The organism is Nocardioides eburneiflavus (assembly GCF_004785795.1).
Lineage (GTDB): Bacteria > Actinomycetota > Actinomycetes > Propionibacteriales > Nocardioidaceae > Nocardioides > Nocardioides eburneiflavus.
The window spans coordinates 374,199-387,178 of record NZ_SRRO01000001.1 but is presented as its reverse complement, the minus strand read 5'-3'; the positions used below and the strand labels follow the sequence as shown (position 1 = coordinate 387,178).

The window sequence follows — 12,980 nt, the reverse complement described above, 5'->3', positions numbered from 1 at the left end:
GCCGCACCTCGACCCCACCACCAGGAAGGACAGCCGATGACCGTCGTCGTCGCCTATGCCGACACCCCGCCCGGGCACGCAGCCGTGGCTGCCGCCGTCGCCGAGTCCGCCCGGGAGGAGGAGGTGGTGGTCCTGGTGCCCGCCGTCCGCGGCGATGCCCCGCCGGAGGTCGCGGATCTCGAGCGGCGCTGGCCCGAGGCCGCCGGGCGGATCGAGGTCGCGCGTGGTGACCTCGGTGACCCGAGCGACGCCGTCGTCCAGGTCGCCCAGCGCCGCGACGCCCGCCTGGTGGTCCTGGGCCTGCGAGCTCGTACGCCGGTCGGCAAGCTCGTCTTCGGCAGCACGGCGCAGCGGATCCTGCTGGACGCGACGTGCCCGGTGCTGGCGGTGAAGCCGCCGCCAGGGTGAGACCCGGCTTGTCGCCGACACCCCGAGTGGGCAAAATCCGAGCATGACGACTCGTCCCTCGGGCGGCGCCAGCATCGCGCCGCACGCTGCTCTGGTCGGGCACTTCTCCTACCGCCCTGACGCGGACGCGTGGTCGTGGTCGGACGGCATGTTCCGCATCCACGGGTTCGAGCCCGGTCAGGTCGTCCCCACCATGGAGCTGGTGATGAGCCACATCCACCCCGACGACCGCGAGGCAGCCTGGGAGTCGCGGGAGGCCGCCCTCGAACGAGACGAGCCGTTCTCCTTCGTCCACCGGATCACCACCGCCGCCGGCTGCCTCCGCGTCGTCGTCGCGGCGGGACACCTCGAGCGCCACGACGAGACGGCGGCCATCGTCGGCCACCTGATCGACATCACCGACGTCCGGCAGGACGCGGTCGCGCGCGAGCTCGACGGAGCGGTCGAGGACTTCGTCGAGCACCGGGCAGTGATCGAGCAGGCGAAGGGCGTGCTGGTGCAGCTCTACAGCGTCGGCCCCGACACCGCCTGGGCGATCCTGCGTGCCTTCAGCGCCGACTCCAACCGCAAGGTGCGCGACATCGCCGGCCTGCTGGTCGTGGCCGCGGGGGACAACCTGACGCCCACCCGCGGCCGGTCGCCGTCACCGCACGTCATGCTCCAGCGGCTCTACGCCGACGCGCCCGGCACGGCTGCCCAGTCCGGCTGATCGATGACGAAGCCGGCAGACCGCGTGCGGTCCTCCTCGACCTCCCGCGTCGTGCTCGCCCTCGGGGTGCTCGCCCTGGTCGCGCTGATCGTCCTCGTGCAGCGGCCGGCGGGGGACGCCGGCACCGACGAGCCGGCCGCCTCCGAGCGGGGCGCGCCGGTGGTCGCCAGCGACGAGGAGTTCTGCGCCGGGTTCCGCGCCCTCGCGGACAGCCAGGCGCAGTTCGTCGCCGGCTCCAGCGACGAGGCCGCGCTGGCGGAGTCCGCCGACGCGCTGGTCGACACCGGCGTCCCGGCCGGGATGTCGCTGCCCGCCCGCAGCGGCTACTACACGCTGATCGGCAGCGTGTACGACTCCGTCGGCCTCGACCTCGAGCACGAGGCGGTCGGCGCGCCGGCCGATCCGGTCGACGGCGGCGACGCCGCCTTCTCGGCGTACCTCCAGCAGTCCTGCCCGCCCTGAGGGTGACCTGTGCGCGCGGACGTCGCCGCGCTCTGACAGTGTGGTGTGGTGGGGAGCAGCGCCTCTCCGCCTATGATGAGAATCATTCCCAATTCCTGAAGCACCAAGGAGAAGAACACGATGAACAAGCGTGAGCTCGTCGACGCCGTCGCCCAGGGCGCCGACCTGTCCAAGTCCGGCGCCGAGTCCGCCGTCGACGCCGTGGTCGAGGCCATCTCGTCCGCCCTCGCCAACGGCGACAAGGTGACCCTGCCCGGCTTCGGCACGTTCGAGGTCCGTGAGCGCGCGGCCCGCTCGGGCCGCAACCCGCAGACCGGCGAGGCGATGGAGATCGCCGCGTCCCGCAGCGCCGGCTTCAAGCCGGCCTCTGCGCTCAAGCAGAGCCTCAACGGCTGACGTACGCCCCCGTACGCCCCGTACGACGAGGAGGCCGCACCGATCTCGGTGCGGCCTCCTCGGCATGTCGGGGTCTCAGCGGTACTGGTTCTTCGGTGCCTCGATGAGCGCGAGCTCCTCGACGACCACTTCCGGCGAGTCCAGGCCGCCGTCGCCGGTGCCGGGGACGTGCGTGGCGACCACGCGCACCCACTGGTCGTCCGCGGGCGGCTCCACGCCGGTCGCCGCCACGCGCATCACCGTGGCGTCGGCGGCGCAGCAGTTCATCCCGAACTGGGTGACGTACCAGGTGCCGGACTTGTCCCGGCTCACGAATCCGGTGAGCTCGAGGCGGCGGTCGGCAAGGGTCGCGCCGTCGTCGTACGCCGCGCGGAACAGGACGTCGTCGAGCGTCAGGGGCACCGTGTCGCCCTCGGGCAGCGGGGGCAGCGAGACCTCGCTCGCCTCCTTGATCGGGACGGTCGCGTTCTGGGCGCGCTCGGCGAAGTGGGCGCCGAGGGCCGGGGGAGCGACGAGGAAGAAGACCAGGGACGGCGCGAAGAGGAGCCAGGCGGCCCGCGGCACGTGGGCGTCGTGGTCCTCGTCCTCGGATCCCTGCTCGCGCCACAGGTCGGCGAGCGCGAGCACGATGAGGAAGACGCCGCACGCGACGAGCGGCCAGCGCATCCACGAGTTGACGTAGCGCAGGTAGGCGTCGCCCGCCGCCATGCGGACCAGGACGGCGCCGGTGACGGCCAGCAGCAGGGTCTGGGTCGCGCGGGTCACAGCAGCCACCATCCCATGCCGCAGGCAGACAGCACCGCCACGACGATCACCAGCGGCACGAACCGCAGCGCGAAGGCGCCGCCGAACTGGCCCGACTCCATCGACGCGAGCTTCACGTCCATCGCCGGGCCGACGACCATGAAGACGAGCTTGGCTGTGTCGGAGAAGGCGCTGAGGCTGGCCGCCACGAACGCGTCGGCCTCGGAGCACAGGGCGACGACGAAGGCGAAGATCGCCATCGAGCCGACCGCGAGGAAGAAGTTCCCCGCGACGCTGTCGATGATCTCGCGCGGCACGAAGGTGTTGATCGCGGCGGCGATCATCGCGCCCAGCACGAGGAACCCGGCTGCGTGGATGAAGTCGTGGCGCACGCTGCCGAGGAAGGCCTGCGCGGCGCCCTCACCGTGGTCGTGACCGCGCTGGCGGTGCAGGATCGGGACGCGTCCGGCGAACCGCAGCCACAGCCACCCGACCGCGACGGCGGTCACCAGCGAGGCGAGGAATCGGGCGAGCACGACCTCGGGGCGGTCAGGAAAGGCGACGGCCGTCGACACCAGCACGACCGGGTTCACCGCGGGAGTTGCGAGCAGGAAGGTCAGCGCGACGGCGGGCGCGACCCCGCGCCGCATCAGGCTGCCCGCGACGGGGACCGACGCGCACTCGCACCCCGGAAGGGCCACGCCGGCCAGTCCCGCGACGGGCACGCCGAGGGTCGGGTTGGCGGGCACCAGCCTGCGCAACGCCTTCTCCGACAGCAGCGTCGCGATGACGCCGGCGAGCAGCACGCCGCCGACGAGGAACGGGATCGACTGCACCACGATCGCGACGAAGATGGTGCTCCACGTCGCCAGCGCGGGTGAGTCGAGGCGCGGCAGCAGCCACTGCTGCGACACCACCAGGGCCCCGAGCACGCCGAAGACGACGTAGACCTGGAGGGGGAGTCCTCCCACGGTGCGCCCGGGCGCGGGCGGCGCGTCCTGCTTGGTGGAACCACTCATGCGGGGTCCTGCTCAGCCTCGATCACCGGTGGAGCGTAAGTGATTCCCGTTATCAGCGGAAGCGGCGACTACCAGGAGGACTTCGTGATCCCCGGCAGCTCGCCGCGGTGGGCGAGGGTGCGCAGGTTGATCCGGGACAGCCCGGCCTTGCGGACGTAGCCGCGGGGCCGGCCGTCGACCTGGTCGCGGTTGCGGACCCGAACGGGGCTCGCGTCGCGCGGCAGCCGGCCGAGCGCCCGTACGGCGGCGTCGCGCTCCTCGGCGCTGGACGCGGTGCGCACCGCCTCCTTCAGCTCCGCCCGCCGGGCGGCGTACCTCTCGACGGTGCGCTTGCGGCGCTCGTTGGCGACGACCTTCGACTTCTTGGCCATCCGGTTCCTCCGGTGGAGCGCATCTTCACCTTGGGTCGCAAGTGGTTGCCGCGTGCCGCCATCAGACCTTCCCTCCCCGCGCGTGGATGTCGGCGACGACCGCCTCGATGCCGCGCTGGTCGATCGTCTTGATGCCGCGTGCGCTGACGGTGAGCGTGACGCTGCGTCGCAGGCTCGGCACCCAGTACTTCTTGGACTGGACGTTGACGTCGAAACGACCGGGGTCGCCTTCCACTGCGAGCGGCGGTGGCGGGTGTTGCTGCGTGAGGTGCGGCGCTTGGGGACGGCCACGGGTTCCTCCTGGTGTGTCGAGGGGTTCTCTGGCGGATGGGTCAGGCGACGTCGCGGATGTCGCCGAGCCACGGCTCGAGGCCGTCCTCGACGACGTCCCACGGCTGGGCCTGCCGGGCCTCGGCAGGGGTGAGGAGGACCTCCTCGAACGCGGCGCGGAGGTCGGCTGGCGGCGCGCCGAGGCCGGTGTAGAGCAGCCGGGTCACGGGCGTACGCCGCCCCCAGGGGCTGTAGCCGCCGATGCTCAGCTGGCCGCCGGCGCCGGACCACTCCAGCAGGTCGCCGGGGCGGGTGGGCACCCAGAAGCAGCCGCGGGCGCGGTGCGCGCCCGTGCCGAGGCGTTCGATGTGGTCGAGCAGCCGCTCGGGGTGGAACGGGCGCGACGAGCGCAGGTCCAGCCGCCACGCGCTGCTCCGCTCGAGGGCAGGCAGGTCGAGGTCGAGCTCGGGGGAGCACCACGCGTCGGCGAGCCTGTGGTGGTGCCGGTCGGCGACCAGCGCAGGGCCGTCCACCTGGTCGGCCCCGGGGAGGACGGGAGCGCCCGGGCGGGCCAGTGCATGCAGCAGGTCGGCGGCCTCGGGCCGGGGCTCGGCGTCGAGCACGACCACGTCGGCGAGCTCGACCTGGGCGCAGGCGACCTCGCCCACGCCGCGGTCGTCGTAGGGGTTGGTGTGCACGCCCCGCTCGCGGAGCAGGTCGTCGCTGAGCAGGTCGCGCACGGTGTCGCTCGCGCCCACGGCGGCGATGACGGCGCTGAGCTTGAGGTGTCGCGCCAGCCGGGTGTCGGTGGCGAGGGCGTGGGTGAGCTGGCCCGCCTCGGTCGCAGTCGGCAGGCCCGAGACGATCGAGCTCCACCGCTCGTCGCGGGCGAGGCGCTGGAGCGTGGGCAGGATGTCCTCGCGCAGTGCGCAGCTGACGCACGCGTGCTCGAGCTGGACCTCGTGCCGCTCCACGACGCCGGTCGCGTCGCTGACGGTCCGGGTGAGCACCTGCGACTCGGGGTCGATCGCGTGCCGCACCGACACCGCCCGCGGCAGGTCCCACGCCAGGCTGAGCAGCGTCGCGTCCATCGCGGCCGGGTCGACTCCCGTGACCACCACCAGCGGCGTCCTCATCGCGACCCGCCGTAGCGCCGCTGGAACTTCTCGACGCGCCCCTCGCTGTCGAGCCTACGGGCGGTGCCGGTCCAGAACGGGTGGCTGTCGCTGGTGATGTCGACGGCGACGACGGGGCCGTAGTCGGGGTGGATGCCCTGCTTCACTTCGCCTCCTTGTAACGAGAATCGTTCTCAATAGTAGACCACGTCCCGGTCGAGGGGAAGCCCGGTTAGGCTGACCGCCATGACAGCGCCCACCGCCGGCTCCGCGCCTGCCGGACCCGGCCGCCGCGACACCCGCCAGCGCCGCCTGCTGCGCGACCAGCTGTCGCGCCAGGAGGCGTTCGTCAGCGCCCAGCAGATGTACGACGACCTCCGGGCCAGCGGCGACCGGGTCGGCCTGGCCACCGTCTACCGCACCCTCCAGGCGATGACCGAGGCCGGCGAGCTCGACGTGCTGCGCTCCGACGAGGGCGAGGTCCTCTATCGCCAGTGCGGCCCGCAGCACCACCACCACCTGGTCTGCCGCAGCTGCGGCGTCACCGTCGAGGTCGACGGCCCCGCGGTCGAGAAGTGGGCCGTCAAGGCCGCCGAGTCGCACGGCTTCACCGAGGTGACGCACGTGGTCGAGCTCTTCGGCCTCTGCGCGGAGTGCTCGCGGCGTTAGCCGGCCATCCCCCCGGCCTGCCGGTTGCGGTGGGCCCACGCGGCCAGCGCCGTGGTGAGCGGCACGGCCGCGATCAGGCCGATGGTGGCCACGGAGCTGCGCACGATCTCCTGCGCCACGACCTGGCTCGGCACGACCGCGGTCAGCGAGCCGTTGTCGGCGACCAGCAGCACGAGCAGCGGCAGCGACGACCCGGCGTACGCCAGGACGATGGTGTTGACCACCGACGCCACGTGGGCACGCCCGACGCGGCTGCCCGCGCGGAAGAGCCGGCCGAACCCGGCGGCCGGGTCGGCGTGCGCGATCTCGGCGACGGTGGCCGCCTGGGTGACCGTGACGTCGTCGAGGACGCCGAGAGAGCCGATGACGATGCCGGCCAGCAGCAGGCCGCGCATGTCGACGCCCTGGGTGCCGCCGACCGAGGCGGACAGGTCGTCGGTCACGCCGGTGAGGTGGAGCGCCGCCACCGAGAGCCACGCCAGGGCTCCGGTCAGGGCGAGGCTGGCCAGCGTGCCGAGCACGGCCGTCGTCGTGGTGATGCCGAAGCCGTGGGTCAGGTAGAGGACGACGAGCACGACCGCCGCCGACCCGACGACGGCGACGAGCAGCGGCGGGCTGCCGTCGAGGATCGCCGGGATCACGAAGGACGCGAGGATCGCGAAGGTCGCCGCCAGCCCGGCCAGGGACGCCACGCCGCGCCACCGGCCGAAGGCGACCAACGCCAGCACGAACGCGAGCCCCACGAACCACAGCCCGGTGCCGCGCTGGTGGTCCACCACGGCGTACGCGACGCCGTCCGGGGTCTCGTTGCGGATCAGCACGACGTCGTCGTCGAGCTCGACCTCGGGCGCGCCGAGCCCACCGGGCAACGGGGCGGTCACCTCGACGGGGTCCTCGGTGCCGACCGACACGCGTACACTCCCGCACCGCTCGACGTCGGCAGGCGTCCCCTCGGGGCAGGTCTCCTCCTCGACCGCGACGACCCGGCCGGGGATCTCGGGGGCCGCGTCGGCGCCGTCCCCGATCGCCCCCGGGGAGGGCCACAGCCACACGAGCGCGACGACCGTCAGCAGCGCGAGGGGCGCGACGACCGCGAGCGCGGCGGTGCGGTGCAGCCGGGAGCCCGTACGGGCGGGGCCGCGGTGGTGGTGGGTGCCCATGGGTCCTCCAGCATCCCACGCGCGCGACGGCCCCCACCGGTGCTCCGGTGGGGGCCGCCTGCGTGTGCCTCTGGGTGCGGGTCAGCGGTTGGGCGGGGCCGGGGGCGTCATGTGCTGGGTCGCCTCCGGGTCCACGCTCGTGGGGTAGTTGGTGCCGGTCGTGCCGTTGCCGCTGCTGTGCGAGCTGCCGGTGTGGCTGCCCACCTCGTCGCGGGCGCGGTTGGCGCCCAGCTGGACGTCGCGCTTGGTCTGGTCGGCCGCCTTGCCGCCCTTGTCCTTGGCCTGGCGGAGCAGGTCGGCGGCGAGCTCACGGCCGCCGAGGCCGAACGCGAGGGCGAGGCCCAGGGCGAGGGCGAACATGATCGCGGTGAAGGCGATCCGCACGATCTCGGGCGCGATCTGGAGCTGCTCGAGGATCATGAAGAACGCGATCGTCATGATGACCGCGGGAGCGACCGCGCCCACGACCTTGCCGGTCGGGGTGTCGCCCATGAACCGCACGACGGCGCCGGCGACCGCACCCGAGAGGAGCGCGGCGACGATGAAGATGAGGATCGCCACGATCACGTTGGGCAGGTAGGCGAGCACCTCGTTCATGAAGCTCGTCGCGGCCGGGATGCCGAGCGCGCCGATGGCCGCGGTGATGAAGAAGATGAAGATCAGCCAGAACACGACGCGCGAGATGCCGTTGGCCGGTGAGGCCCCGGGCAGCACCGCGTCGACGTACCTGTTGGCCGAGCTCTCGTGCAGCCGTCGGTCCAGGTGGACCTTGTCGAGGACCGTCCTGACGATCTTGGCGACCATCTTCGAGACGAGGTAGCCGACGAGCAGGATGAGGAGGAAGCCGACGAGGTTGGGCAGGAAGTCGAAGATGCCGTCGGTCGTCCTCTGGAAGCTGTCACCGATGTCCACGGGGAGTCCTTTCACCGGGTGGTGGGGGTGTGCCCTCCCACGTTCCCCAGACCTGCGCCCGCGATGTCACACCCCGAGGATCCGTATGGATGAGGACGAACGGGGTAGACCGACCCAGGTGGCCGAGCGGGCGAGGAAGGTGGTCACGTCGAACGGTGCTCACGCCGCCGATCTGCCTCGACAGCAGGCACGGGTCCTTCGGACAAACCGCCCGAAGGGGTGCGGGGGACCGCCTTGTCCCACCCCTCCGGATCGGGGAGATTGGCGCCATGTCGCCCGACCTGCCCGAGCTGGTCCTCACCGGGGCGCGGGTCTTCGACGGCGTCCGCTACCTCGGCGCGGTCGGTGACGTGCTGGTGAGCGACGGCCGGATCGTGTCGGTGGGCGGCACGGTGCGTACGGACGGCGCGGAGGTCGTCGACTGCGACGGCGCGCTGCTGCTGCCGGGCTTCGTCGACGCGCACGTCCACCCCGTCCTGGGCGGGATCGAGCGGCTCACCTGCGACCTGAGCGGGCTGCCGGTCGACCGCGCTTCCTACCTCGCGCACGTCGGGTCGTACGCCGCCTCGCGCCCTGAGCTCGACTGGGTGCAGGGCGGCGGCTGGGCGATGGCGGCCTTCCCCGGCGGGCTGCCGACCGCGGCCGAGCTGGACACGGTGGTCGCGGACCGACCCGCCGCGCTGGTCAACCGCGACCACCACGGCATCTGGGTCAACACCCGCGCGCTCGACGTCGCGGGGATCACGCGCGACACCCGCGACCCGGCCGACGGTCGCGTCGAGCGCGACGCCGCGGGCGAGCCGACGGGCGTGCTGCACGAGGGCGCGATGGACCTCGTGCTGGCGGTGCTGCCGTTGCCCGACGCGGAGGAGCTGTACGCCGGGCTGCTCGAGGGCCAGCGCCACCTGCACTCGCTCGGCATCACCGGCTGGCAGGACGCGATCGTCGGGGCGTACGCCGGGATGCAGGACGCCGGGCCGACCTATCTCCGTGCGGCCCGGTCGGGCGACCTGACGGCGACGGTCGTCGGGGCGCTGTGGTGGGAGCGCGAGCGCGGCCTCGAGCAGGTGGCCGACCTGGTGGAGAAGCGGGAGGCGTACTCGCACGGGCGGTTCGCCGCGACGTCGGTGAAGATCATGCAGGACGGCGTGGCGGAGAACGGTACGGCGGCGATGGTCGAGCCGTACCTCGACCGCTGCGGGCACGCCACGTCGAACTCCGGCCTGTCGTTCGTGTCGCCGGCGCTGCTGCGGTCGGCTGTCGCGGCCCTGGACGCCGAGGGCTTCCAGGTGCACGTCCACGGGCTGGGGGACCGCGGGGTACGCGAGGCGCTGGACGCGCTCGTCGGGACGGACCCGTCGCGGCGGCACCACATCGCGCACCTGCAGCTGGTGCACCCCTCCGACATCGGTCGCTTCGCCGAGCTCGGCGTCGCGGCCAACATCCAGGCGCTGTGGGCCTGTCTCGACGAGCAGATGGTCGACCTGACCATCCCGTTCCTCGGCGAGGAGCGGGCCGCGCGGCAGTACCCGTTCGGCGACCTGCACCGCGCCGGTGCTCGCCTCGTCGCCGGCAGCGACTGGCCCGTCAGCACCCCGAACCCGCTCGAGGCGATCCACGTGGCGGTCCACCGGATGGCGTACGGGGAACCGGGGCCTGCGGGGAGCGAGCCGTTCCTCCCCGATCAGGCGCTGTCGCTCGAGGTGGCGCTCGCGGCGTACACCTCGGGATCGGCGTGGGTGTGCCACCGCGACGACCCCGGGACGATCGCGCCCGGTGCCGCGGCGGACCTGGTGCTGCTGGACCGGGACGTCTTCGACGAGCCTCGTGAGGTGGGGGCGGCCTCGGTGGAACGGGTGTGGGTGGACGGTGGGGAGGTCTAGTGCGTGCGACGCAGCCTTCGATGGGCCGCCTGCCGCACCAGGTCGGTGACCTGGTCGAGCGTGGCGGAGGAGATGCGCCACCGCTGCCAGTGGAGCGCGACGTCGACGCTGGCGGTGGGATGGAGGAGGACCAGGTCCTCGTCCTCGAGGGCCGAGTGGACTTGGTCCTCGGGCAGGACGCTCCACCCCAGGCCGAGCCGCACCGCGTCGAAGTACTCCCGGTTGGACGGGATGAAGTGCGCGGACGGTGGCGTGGTGACCCCGAACTGGTCCATGAACTGCAGCGGTAGCGCGTCGAGGCTGTCGAACTGGAGCATCGGCACGGTGCCGAGGTACTCGTCGAGCTCTTGACCGGCGGCGGGCGCGATCGCGGGGGAGCAGACAGGCAGGTAGCGCATCCACCCCAGGGACTCTGTCGTGCATCCCGCCCCGGCCTCGGCGTCGGTGGTGACGGCGGCCAGGACCGTGCCGGACCGCAAGAGGTCGCCGGTGCGGTCTTGATCCTCGATGCGCAGGTCGAGGAGCAGCCTGCCCTCCGCGGCGATGGCCTGCACCACGGGCTGGAACCACGTCGAGAGGGAGTCGGCGTTGACCGCCAGCGACAGCCGGATCGAGGGCTCCGTCGCGTGCAGCTCCTCGGCGAGGCGTACACCGGCCTCCTGCTGCAGCAGGAGGGACTGCCGGGCCAGCCGCAGCAGCTCACGCCCCACGTGGGTCGCGCTGACGGGCTGCCGCCGCACGACCACCGGGTGACCGATCTGCTTCTCCAGGCCCGCGATCCGTTGGCTCACGGCGCCCGTGGTGATGTGCAGCCGGGCCGCCGCTCCACCGAAGGTGCCCTCGTCGCAGACGGCCATGAGCGTCTCCAGCGCCTCGATCCCCACCCGCATATAGCAACGCTAAACCATCTATAGGTTCTTTCGCTGGTGCTCACCGGGGCAGTGCGGCAGCGTGATGGGTGCGGGCAGGACTGCCCGGCACGACTGCCCGGCACCACCATCGACTGCTCGGAGAGGAGAGCTCGTGTCGACTCTGACCCCCCTTGGTCTCGTCAGCCGCATACGGCGTCAGCGACTACCTGGGAGGCGTGGCCTCGCGACGCAGCAGCGCTCTCGGCGTGGTCGCGGTGGCCTATCCCACGTCCGTGATCGGGATGGCCCTCCTGGCGCTCGTGGTCCCCGGTGACTCCACCTACGCCGGGCTGGCGTGGGGAGCCGCCTCGGGCGCTGTGATGGCCTTCGCGATCTGGTGGTTCTACCTCGCCCTCGCAGCCGGGCCCATCAGCGTGGTCTCGCCGGTCACCGCAGTGCTCGTCGCGGCCATCCCTGTCGTGGTCGGCGTCGCCCAGGGTGAGCAGCCACAAGGCTGGGCCTGGGCCGGCATCGCGCTCGGCCTCGCCGCGGTCGTCATGGTCAGCTGCGACCTGACCGGCAAGCAGCGCAGGGTCCAGCCCGCGACGCTCGTCCTGGCCATCGCCGCCGGCACCGCCTTCGCGCTGAGCTTCGTGCTCACCGCCGAGATCCCGACGGGGTCAGGCATGCTGCCGCTCGTCGCGGCCCGCGCGACCGCCACGCTCGTCGTCTTCACGTTCCTCGTCACCCAGCATCGCGGCCGCCAGGCAGTGCCGTGGTCGCAGCGGCTGCGCAGCTGGGCCGTCCCGGTCCTCATCGGCCTGGTCGACGTCGTCGCCAACGTCGCCATGTACTTCACCTTCCAGTTCGGCGACCTGGCGCTGGGCAGTCTGGTGATCGCTCTCTACTCCGCCTTCACCGTCGCCTTGGCGGTCCTGGTGCTCCGCGAGCACATCCACCGGATCCAGATCTGGGGACTGCTGGCAGCTGTGTGCTCAGTCCTGCTCGTCCACGCCGGCGCCTGACACCGATCGCAACCCGACCAAGGAGTTGCAGCGCAGGTGGTCGCCCTCCGTCGGGAGATCTGAGGGCGACAACCGCCACACGTGTGAACGTCCGCACTTCTTCGCGCGCAGCGACGCACCCTGATCTCATGACCTCCCGCCTCGCCGCCGTCCTGTGGGACATGGACGGCACGCTCATCGACAGCGAGCCGATCTGGATCGCGCAGCAGTTCGTCCTGGTCGAGCAGCACGGCGGCACGTGGACCAGGGAGCAGGGGCTGGCGCTGGTCGGTGCCGACATGCACGACACCGCGGTCGCGATGCAGGCCGCCGGCGTGGACATGGATGCGGCGGAGCTGGTCGCCGCGCTCGAGCGTCGGGTGATCGAGTCGCTGCAATTGGAGGTGCCGTGGCGACCGGGCGTACGCGAGCTGCTGGCGGAGCTGGTGCGCGAAGGCATCTCCTGCGCGATCGCCACGACCTCCTCGCACGAGATGGCGGCGTTGGTCGCCGCGGCCGCGCCCGACGGGGCGATCAGCGTCGTTGTCGGGTCCGAGGACGTCGCGCGGACCAAGCCGTCGCCGGAGCCCTACCTCCGTGCCGCCGAGCTGCTCGGCGTACGCGCGCGGGACTGCGTCGCCGTCGAGGACTCGCCCAACGGCCTGGCCGCGGCGATCGCGTCGGGCGCGACCACCATTGCCGTGCCCCACGACGCGGTGCTGCCCGGGAGCGGTGACTTCCTGATGTGGCCGACGCTCGAGGGGCGGACCGTCGAAGACCTCCGTGGAAGCATGTCGAACACCGTTGCGGATAGTGAAGGATCGGTGTAGTCTGGACGCACGTTGAAGAGGTCCAGGGCCCTAGGGTGATCGTCCAACCCGGGCTCTGGCTGGACGCAGCGAGTTGCGAGGGTGAGTAATAGCCCCCCGGGGGGCCTCCAGGGGCGACGACCGTCGACCAGCCGCGCGTGTGCGCGGCATGGGACCCGTCGTCGAGAGGAGGCCTGG

At 72.4% G+C, this 12,980-nt stretch carries 15 protein-coding genes and 3 pseudogenes; 8 read left to right on the top strand and 10 right to left on the bottom strand.

Going from position 1 to position 12,980, the window contains the following annotated elements:
- Positions 1–36: 36 nt before the first annotated feature.
- The 4 genes and pseudogenes from EXE59_RS01885 to EXE59_RS01870 form a co-directional block, all read left to right on the top strand.
- Positions 37–408 (top strand): universal stress protein, encoded by a 372-nt coding sequence (locus EXE59_RS01885; RefSeq protein WP_135837378.1) that lies wholly within the window; start codon positions 37–39, stop codon positions 406–408.
- A 43-nt stretch (positions 409–451) separates the two neighbouring features.
- Entirely contained in the window at positions 452–1,117 is a 666-nt protein-coding gene (locus tag EXE59_RS01880; protein WP_135837377.1) for a PAS and ANTAR domain-containing protein, read from the top strand.
- Between the two features lie 3 nt (positions 1,118–1,120).
- Positions 1,121–1,579, top strand: coding sequence for a hypothetical protein (locus tag EXE59_RS01875; RefSeq protein ID WP_135837376.1), 459 nt, complete (start codon positions 1,121–1,123; stop codon positions 1,577–1,579).
- A 117-nt stretch (positions 1,580–1,696) separates the two neighbouring features.
- Positions 1,697–1,975: pseudogene (locus tag EXE59_RS01870) on the top strand (HU family DNA-binding protein); the annotation flags it as partial.
- 75 nt (positions 1,976–2,050) lie between these two features.
- Here EXE59_RS01870 and EXE59_RS01865 read toward each other — a convergent pair.
- The 7 genes and pseudogenes from EXE59_RS01865 to rpmE form a co-directional block, all read right to left on the bottom strand.
- Complete coding sequence (locus tag EXE59_RS01865) at positions 2,051–2,740, bottom strand: TIGR03943 family putative permease subunit (protein ID WP_168218363.1); 690 nt, start codon at positions 2,738–2,740, stop codon at positions 2,051–2,053.
- Entirely contained in the window at positions 2,737–3,738 is a 1,002-nt protein-coding gene (locus EXE59_RS01860) for a permease (protein WP_135837374.1), read from the bottom strand. The genes EXE59_RS01865 and EXE59_RS01860 overlap by 4 nt, the downstream gene beginning before the upstream one ends.
- A gap of 68 nt (positions 3,739–3,806) precedes the next feature.
- A pseudogene (gene rpsN, locus EXE59_RS01855) lies at positions 3,807–4,097 on the bottom strand (30S ribosomal protein S14); the annotation flags it as partial.
- Between the two features lie 73 nt (positions 4,098–4,170).
- Entirely contained in the window at positions 4,171–4,290 is a 120-nt protein-coding gene (locus EXE59_RS01850; RefSeq protein WP_425464529.1) for a hypothetical protein, read from the bottom strand.
- Positions 4,278–4,400, bottom strand: a pseudogene (gene rpmF / locus EXE59_RS25045) (50S ribosomal protein L32); the annotation flags it as partial. The gene EXE59_RS01850 and the pseudogene rpmF, both read right to left, overlap by 13 nt.
- 41 nt (positions 4,401–4,441) lie before the next feature.
- A complete protein-coding gene (locus tag EXE59_RS01840; protein ID WP_135837372.1) occupies positions 4,442–5,515 on the bottom strand; it encodes a CobW family GTP-binding protein in 1,074 nt (357 codons plus the stop codon).
- The gene (rpmE, locus tag EXE59_RS01835) at positions 5,512–5,661 is read right to left on the bottom strand and encodes a 50S ribosomal protein L31 (RefSeq protein ID WP_135837371.1); all 150 of its coding nucleotides are present in this window, start codon (positions 5,659–5,661) and stop codon (positions 5,512–5,514) included. Before rpmE ends, EXE59_RS01840 begins: the two co-directional genes overlap by 4 nt.
- Before the next feature lie 79 nt (positions 5,662–5,740).
- Here rpmE and EXE59_RS01830 point away from each other — a divergent pair, with 79 nt between their 5' ends.
- Positions 5,741–6,163, top strand: a complete 423-nt coding sequence (locus tag EXE59_RS01830; RefSeq protein ID WP_135837370.1) for a Fur family transcriptional regulator — start codon at positions 5,741–5,743, stop codon at positions 6,161–6,163.
- On the opposite strand, the gene EXE59_RS01825 is transcribed toward EXE59_RS01830, so the two are convergent.
- Positions 6,160–7,323, bottom strand: a complete 1,164-nt coding sequence (locus EXE59_RS01825; RefSeq protein WP_135837369.1) for a YibE/F family protein — start codon at positions 7,321–7,323, stop codon at positions 6,160–6,162. The genes EXE59_RS01830 and EXE59_RS01825 overlap by 4 nt on opposite strands.
- 81 nt (positions 7,324–7,404) lie before the next feature.
- Complete coding sequence (locus tag EXE59_RS01820) at positions 7,405–8,235, bottom strand: mechanosensitive ion channel family protein (protein ID WP_168218362.1); 831 nt, start codon at positions 8,233–8,235, stop codon at positions 7,405–7,407.
- 269 nt (positions 8,236–8,504) lie between these two features.
- Between EXE59_RS01820 and EXE59_RS01815 the strand changes: the two genes are divergently transcribed.
- The gene (locus EXE59_RS01815; RefSeq protein ID WP_135837367.1) at positions 8,505–10,118 is read left to right on the top strand and encodes an amidohydrolase; all 1,614 of its coding nucleotides are present in this window, start codon (positions 8,505–8,507) and stop codon (positions 10,116–10,118) included.
- Here EXE59_RS01815 and EXE59_RS01810 read toward each other — a convergent pair.
- Positions 10,115–11,008: an ArgP/LysG family DNA-binding transcriptional regulator gene (locus EXE59_RS01810; protein WP_135837366.1), complete on the bottom strand. Its 894-nt coding sequence runs from the start codon at positions 11,006–11,008 to the stop codon at positions 10,115–10,117. The two genes, EXE59_RS01815 and EXE59_RS01810, sit on opposite strands and share 4 nt — an antisense overlap.
- Positions 11,009–11,205: 197 nt before the next feature.
- On the opposite strand from EXE59_RS01810, the gene EXE59_RS01805 reads away from it, so the two are divergent.
- Both EXE59_RS01805 and EXE59_RS01800 read left to right on the top strand, forming a co-directional pair.
- A complete protein-coding gene (locus tag EXE59_RS01805) occupies positions 11,206–11,994 on the top strand; it encodes a DMT family transporter (protein ID WP_135837365.1) in 789 nt (262 codons plus the stop codon).
- A gap of 128 nt (positions 11,995–12,122) precedes the next feature.
- A complete protein-coding gene (locus EXE59_RS01800) occupies positions 12,123–12,803 on the top strand; it encodes an HAD family hydrolase (protein ID WP_135837364.1) in 681 nt (226 codons plus the stop codon).
- The last annotated feature ends 177 nt before the right edge of the window (positions 12,804–12,980 follow it).